The 6,253-nt window shown below is 49.5% G+C and carries 10 protein-coding genes; 9 read left to right on the top strand and 1 reads right to left on the bottom strand.

Annotation, left to right across the window (positions count from 1 at the left end; translation table 11 throughout):
- The first annotated feature begins 221 nt into the window (after positions 1-221).
- The 9 genes from DW769_RS16110 to DW769_RS16070 all read left to right on the top strand — a co-directional run bounded on the left by DW769_RS16110 (position 222) and on the right by DW769_RS16070 (position 5,983).
- Positions 222-410 carry a hypothetical protein gene (locus DW769_RS16110; RefSeq protein WP_005930722.1) on the top strand — a complete coding sequence of 63 codons (189 nt, stop codon included), beginning with the start codon at positions 222-224 and terminating at the stop codon, positions 408-410.
- Complete coding sequence (locus DW769_RS16105) at positions 407-748, top strand: DeoR family transcriptional regulator (RefSeq protein ID WP_003020305.1); 342 nt, start codon at positions 407-409, stop codon at positions 746-748. The genes DW769_RS16110 and DW769_RS16105 overlap by 4 nt, the downstream gene beginning before the upstream one ends.
- Positions 741-1,037: a DUF3847 domain-containing protein gene (locus DW769_RS16100; RefSeq protein WP_002594808.1), complete on the top strand. Its 297-nt coding sequence runs from the start codon at positions 741-743 to the stop codon at positions 1,035-1,037. Before DW769_RS16105 ends, DW769_RS16100 begins: the two co-directional genes overlap by 8 nt.
- A gap of 311 nt (positions 1,038-1,348) precedes the next feature.
- Positions 1,349-1,603 (top strand): CPCC family cysteine-rich protein, encoded by a 255-nt coding sequence (locus DW769_RS16095; protein ID WP_117541237.1) that lies wholly within the window; start codon positions 1,349-1,351, stop codon positions 1,601-1,603.
- Positions 1,604-1,634: 31 nt separating this feature from the next.
- On the top strand, positions 1,635-1,808 hold the full coding sequence (locus tag DW769_RS16090; RefSeq protein WP_227093999.1) for a hypothetical protein: 174 nt from the start codon (positions 1,635-1,637) through the stop codon (positions 1,806-1,808).
- Positions 1,809-1,837: 29 nt separating this feature from the next.
- Positions 1,838-2,194 carry a hypothetical protein gene (locus tag DW769_RS16085; protein WP_117541235.1) on the top strand — a complete coding sequence of 119 codons (357 nt, stop codon included), beginning with the start codon at positions 1,838-1,840 and terminating at the stop codon, positions 2,192-2,194.
- Positions 2,195-2,387: 193 nt separating this feature from the next.
- On the top strand, positions 2,388-3,968 hold the full coding sequence (mobQ, locus tag DW769_RS16080; protein ID WP_118750634.1) for a MobQ family relaxase: 1,581 nt from the start codon (positions 2,388-2,390) through the stop codon (positions 3,966-3,968).
- Between the two features lie 64 nt (positions 3,969-4,032).
- The gene (locus DW769_RS16075) at positions 4,033-4,677 is read left to right on the top strand and encodes a CHC2 zinc finger domain-containing protein (RefSeq protein WP_118750633.1); all 645 of its coding nucleotides are present in this window, start codon (positions 4,033-4,035) and stop codon (positions 4,675-4,677) included.
- The gene (locus DW769_RS16070; RefSeq protein WP_117452251.1) at positions 4,646-5,983 is read left to right on the top strand and encodes a virulence-associated E family protein; all 1,338 of its coding nucleotides are present in this window, start codon (positions 4,646-4,648) and stop codon (positions 5,981-5,983) included. Before DW769_RS16075 ends, DW769_RS16070 begins: the two co-directional genes overlap by 32 nt.
- 28 nt (positions 5,984-6,011) lie before the next feature.
- Here the strand turns inward: DW769_RS16070 and DW769_RS16700 are convergent.
- Positions 6,012-6,253: tweety protein (locus tag DW769_RS16700; RefSeq protein WP_118750632.1), on the bottom strand; the 242-nt coding region annotated here is incomplete at its 5' end.

Genomic DNA, 6,253 nt, shown 5'->3' with positions numbered 1-6,253 from the left:
AGCGTACCAAAGGGAGCGATACGCCGCTGTGAGATTCAGGGGAGGAACGACACCGGGGAGAACTGGCGAACTGACACCGAAATGATACCGAAACACGACAATCTGATAGGGGGATAGTCTACCCTATCGCTGATACTTCGGGAGATTTTAATCGGCTCTATGGCTGTAATTTTGCCGAAAATCGCCCCGAAACCATACACTAAAACGGGAGGAAACACAATATGCCGAGAATGAGCAAAAAGAGGAAGCATGAGCTTTCCTTTTACCTCAATGACCGGGGGCGTGTCACTTACAACGAATTATGCCGGAAATGCCAGCATGGGTGCAGGCAGAGCTTCCGGGCGGTTGTGATTGACTGCCCCCGTTATTTATCCAAACGAGCAAAGAAAAAGGAGGAACACACCGAATGAATTTTGAATTTATGACGATAGACACACCATTGCCGCCCTGTATGCCCTTTCCCAGAGCGTTGACAGGATTTCCAGTCAGCAGCACCGCAAAGGTCATGTACTGCCGGATGCTGGACGCTATGCTCTCCAAAGGTCAGGAGGACGAGAACGGAATCCTGTTTGTCTGCTTCCCTGTCACAGCCATTGCCGCAGTCCTGTCCCGCAGTCCCATGACGGTCAAGCGTTCTCTGAATGAACTGGAAACCGCCGGACTTATCATGCGGGTGCGTCAGGGCGTTGGAGAACCAAACAGGATTTATGTGCTGATACCGGGAAAGGAGGACGCTGCCCTTGCCTGATACCTCAAAGCTGGAAAAGCTCAACCGGGAGTTGGAGAAAAGCGAAAAGAAACTGCGGAAAGCCATCAATGATGAAAAGGCATTGCAGCACCAGTTAAAGCAGCTTACCCGAAAGGAACGGACGCACCGGCTCTGTACTCGTGGCGGTATGCTGGAAAGTTTTCTGCAAGAGCCGGAACGCCTGACAGATGATGATGTCATGCTGTTGTTGAAACTCATTTTTCACAGGCAGGACACGCAGGAACTATTGAAAAAACTGCTGGAACGGGAGAAGCCGGAAACCCCTTAGTTTACTAAGGGCGCAATTATACACCACCCAGAGGTTGGTGCATTGCGTTCTCCGAAGGCTCCTCGCCGGAGGGCTGTGATTTTCCGCAGTCATGGTCTGCTCCAAATCATACAGGGGACGCTACACTTCCCCTGCGCTGGCTGCCGCCAGCTACCCTTTTGTGGACTTGCCATCTGGGGACACCTTGCGTTGCAAGCTGTTCCCAGCCGACAAGTTTCATAAAATATGCTATCTTTTCGATAGGCAATGAAGTATAATGAAATCAGCAATAAATCAGGAATTTGAGGTCAAGGCTTAAACGGGAGGTTTATATGAAAAAATACCAATGTCCTTGCTGCGGATATTTTACCTATAATGTTCCGGCAAATGAAGATTGTGGGTATATCTGTCCCGTTTGTTTTTGGGAGAATGACCCGTTCATTGCTTCTGATAACGAACCAAGCGACTCTAATCATGGAATAACACTAAAAGAAGCGAAATCCAATTTCTCAAAATTTGGTGCTTGTGAAAAAGAAATGTTATGTTATGTCCGACCACCGAGAGATGATGAAAAGAAAATTTCATAGCAACAATGTCGAAGTTATGGAGGGAATAAAAGTGAAGGACACTGCTAAGAGAGCAATAGTTACAGTTATTGTGTTTGTTATAATTTATGTTTTATCTGGTCCAATTATCGGATATACAAACTACGATATGTATTTGAAAGGAATTGAATTTTTATCAGCGGTAATCGGAGCAGGATGTTACTGGATAGGAAGCAATAAAAAATAGTTCTTGAATTTGACAAAGGAGTTGGAAGTATGAAAAGAATAGGTACAGCATTGACTATCGTGTTCATCATCGCTGGATTTGCAATTTCCTTTTTTATTGGACACTATGTGAGCGACAAGTCACATACAGAAAGTCGAGCAGCACAATTTGATAAATATATTTCTCGTGCGATTGATACAATCAAAGATAAAGGTCTGTCCATTGATGGCGCCCCAGAAGCGATAGCCAGCAATATTTGGGTGGCACACGAATTTTGTGATAGCCCTGAAATTTCCGCAGAACTCAGCAATCTGTGGAATACCATTGTATATGAAAAAGATGTGCTTCTCGGTCAAGAAGATGTGTTGACTGCTCAACTGAAAGATATTTTGGAAAAATGTCAATAGTCTTTGCAAATTTTCTATTTATCATTCACTCATCGGGTCAACTTGTCCCGAACTTTTACAACTAAATACCCGCCGCCCACACAGCGGCACATCGAGCAGGAAATCTGAAAAAAGGTCTCCTGCTTTTTTTCTGCCCAAAATGAGGTGGTAAAACGCCACCCCATCCACCAATTAGCGAAAGGAGGAACACGAAATGCCCTGTCCACACAACGAAATCACGATTGTGCAGCGCAGCCAGCGGCAGTCTGCGGTTGCCGCCGCTGCTTACCAGAGTGGCGAAAAGCTGTTCTGTGAATATGACCAGCAAGTGAAGCACTACCCGGAAAAGCGTGGCATCATCCACAATGAAATCCTGCTCCCGGCAAATGCCCCGCCGGAGTATGCAGACCGCAATACCTTATGGAACGCCGCCGAAGCGGTGGAAAAACAATGGAACTCCCAGCTTGCAAGGCGGTGGGTGCTTACCATCCCAAGAGAGATACCGCCCGACCAGTACGCTGTCCTCATCCGGGAGTTTTGTCAACAGCAGTTTGTTTCCAAAGGCATGATTGTTGACTTTGCCATCCATGACACCCACCCGCCGGGACACAACCCCCACGCCCATGTCCTGCTGACCATGCGGGCAATGGACGAACATGGGAAATGGCTTTCCAAGAGCCGCAAGGTTTATGACCTTGACGAGAATGGGGAACGGATAAAGCTGCCATCCGGCAGGTGGAAAAGCCACAAGGAGGATACGGTTGACTGGAACGACCGGAAGTATTGTGAAATCTGGCGGCATGAATGGGAGGTCATCCAGAACCGCTATCTGGAAGCCAATGACCGCCCGGAGCGTGTGGACTTGCGTTCCTATGCCAGACAGGGGCTTGATATAGTCCCCACTGTCCATGAAGGGGCGGCTGTCCGGCAGATGGAAAAGCGAGGTATTCAGACGAATATCGGCAACCTGAACCGGGAAATCAGAGCCGCCAACCGCCTGATGAAGTCCATCCGGCAGCTTATCCAAAACCTCAAAGGCTGGATTACCGAGCTGGGAGAAAAACGGAAAGAGCTGCTTGCACAAAAAGCGGCGGAGGAAGCGACACTTCTTCCCAATCTGTTGATGAAGTATATGGAGATACGAAAGGAAGAACGGAAGGACTGGACAAGGGCTGGACAGAACCGGGGGACTTCACAGGACTTAAAGGCAGTCAGCGAAGCCCTGTCCTATCTCCGGCAAAAGGGGCTTTCCACTGTGGAGGACTTAGAAGCATTTCTGGAATCTTCCGGGAAATCAGCCGCAGATTACCGCAATCAGATGAAGCCAAAGGAAGCCCGAAGCAAAGTGATTGACGGGATTCTTGCCAGCCGGACAGACTGCAAGGAATGTAAGCCTGTCTATGAGAAGTACCAGAAGATATTTTTTAAGAAAACAAAGGAGAAATTCAAACAGGAACACCCGGAGGTTGCCCGATATGCGAAAGCCGCCGCCTACCTTGCCAAGCACCCAGACGATAAGGACAGTACCCAAAAGGAACTGCAAGAGGAGCAGGAAAAACTTCTGGAAGAAATCGCAGAGCTGAAAGTACCGCTGACCGAGGTACAGGAGGATTTGAAGAAGCTGCGGGACATCCGCTACTGGGTACGGAAAGCCACACCCGGCACAGAGGAAAGCAAAGAGCCGCCCAAGAAGCAGCCCATCAAAGAAGTCTTGCTGGATAAGGCAGACGAGAAAAAAGCACAAAGAACTGCCCCGGCGCAGACAAAACACAAACAACAGGATATGGAACTTTAACAGGCACTTGCCATTTTCAATCAGAGAATGTCAGGTGCTTTTTTGTTTTCAAGGAGGGATAGATTTGAATGTATTTGAAGCTGTGAAGCAGTCCGTCACAACAAGACAGGCTGGGGAGCATTATGGAATCCATGTAGGTCGGAACGGGATGGCTTGCTGCCCGTTCCATAACGATAAAACCCCAAGCATGAAGCTGGATCGGCGTTACCACTGCTTCGGCTGCGGTACGGATGGGGATGTGATTGATTTTACCGCCGCCCTGTATGGGCTGGGAAAGAAAGAAGCCGCCGTACAACTGGCACAGGACTTTGGAATTTCCTATGAGGACTGGAAACCGCCGGGAAAGGTAAAAAAGCCCAAGCCCCGGCAGAAATCCCCGGAGGAACAGTTTCAGGAAGCAAAGAGCCGCTGCTTCCGTATTCTTGCCGACTATCTCCACCTGCTCCGGGCATGGAGAAAGGAATATGCCCCGCACTCCCCGGAGGAATCCTTTCATCCCCGGTTTGTGGAAGCCTTACAGAAGCAAGACCAAGTGGAATATCTGCTGGATGTGCTGCTCTTTGGGGAAACGGAGGAAAAAGCGGCTTTGATTACGGACTACGGAAAGGATGTGATACAGCTTGAACAGCGAATGGCAGAACTTGCAGCCGCAGCCGCAGCAAGAACTAAAAAACACCATGAACGCCATGCAGCCGCCCCAGAGCATTGAGGAAATCAAGGCGGGGCTGGAAACCACCGAGAAAGGCGGTGTCCGTCAGAGCATACGGAACTGCCTGACCGTATTCCAGCGTGACCCGCTGCTTTCCGGGGCTATCGCATACAACATCCTGACTGACCGCAAGGACATCATAAAGCCCATCGGTTTTCACAGGGAAAGCACCGCCCTGAACGATACGGACATGAAGTATCTGCTTCTTTATCTGGAAGAAACCTACGGGCTTACCAATGAGAAAAAGATTGATAATGCCATCGGGATTGTGGCGAATGAAAACAAGTACCATCCCATCCGGGACTATTTAAGCGCCCTTGTGTGGGACGGTACAGAACGAATCCGTTTCTGCCTGCGGCACTTTCTGGGGGCTGACGCAGACGATTACACCTATGAAGCGTTGAAGCTGTTCCTGCTGGGTGCAATCTCACGAGCCTTTCAGCCGGGGTGCAAGTTTGAAATCATGCTTTGTCTGGTAGGCGGTCAGGGGGCTGGAAAGTCCACATTCTTCCGTCTGCTGGCAGTCCGGGACGAGTGGTTCTCCGATGATTTGCGGAAGCTGGACGATGACAATGTGTACCGCAAGCTGCAAGGTCACTGGATTATCGAAATGTCGGAAATGATGGCAACCGCCAACGCCAAGAGCATTGAGGAAATCAAGTCATTTTTAAGCCGACAGAAAGAGGTTTACAAGATACCCTATGAAACCCACCCGGCAGACCGCCCCCGCCAGTGCGTGTTTGGCGGCACTTCCAATGCTCTTGACTTCCTGCCCCTTGACCGTTCCGGCAACCGCCGCTTTATCCCCGTCATGGTGTACCCGGAGCAAGCCGAGGTTCACATTTTGGAGGACGAAGCTGCTTCCAGAGCCTATATTGAGCAGATGTGGGCGGAAGCGATGGAGATTTACCGAAGCGGCAGGTTCAAGCTGGCTTTCAGCCCCGCCATGCAGCGGTATCTCAAAGAACACCAGCGGGATTTTATGCCGGAGGACACCAAAGCCGGGATGATACAGGCGTATCTTGATAAGTACACAGGGAGTATGGTCTGTTCAAAGCAGCTCTACAAGGAAGCCTTGAACCATGCCTTTGACGAGCCGAAGCAATGGGAAATCCGGGAAATCAACGAGATTATGAACCAGTGCATTGACCGCTGGCGGTACTTCCCGAACCCAAGAATGTTTTCCGAATATGGCAGACAAAAGGGCTGGGAGCGTGAAAACCCGGCAACGGACTCCGGCAACCCGTCTGAAAAAACGATGGACGGTTTTGTGGAGGTCACAGAACAGATGGAGCTTCCATTCTGAAAATGGCAGCCCGTTGCCCCCCCTGTTGCTATCCCGTTGCCGAGCCGGTTGCCGGGGAAAATCCTGAAACTATCGGCTTTTCTCCCCTATGACAACCAAAACAACAGAAAAATAAAAGAAAAGTATAAATAGTAACCATCGCCAGATTGAGATTGTTTGCAAGGTCTTTTGAAGCCCGTTGCTGGACTTCGTTGCCGACACCCTCTGTCTGGCTATTTTCATGTATGGAGGATAACTGCCTATGGCAAAAAACAAAACAGAGATTCATGT

Origin of the sequence: Blautia sp. AM29-29, assembly GCF_003480555.1 — a bacterium.
Taxonomy (GTDB): Bacteria; Bacillota; Clostridia; order Lachnospirales; family Lachnospiraceae; genus Fusicatenibacter; species Fusicatenibacter saccharivorans.
The sequence above is the reverse complement of the archived record's forward strand: the minus strand, read 5'-3'. Positions and strand labels throughout refer to the sequence as shown.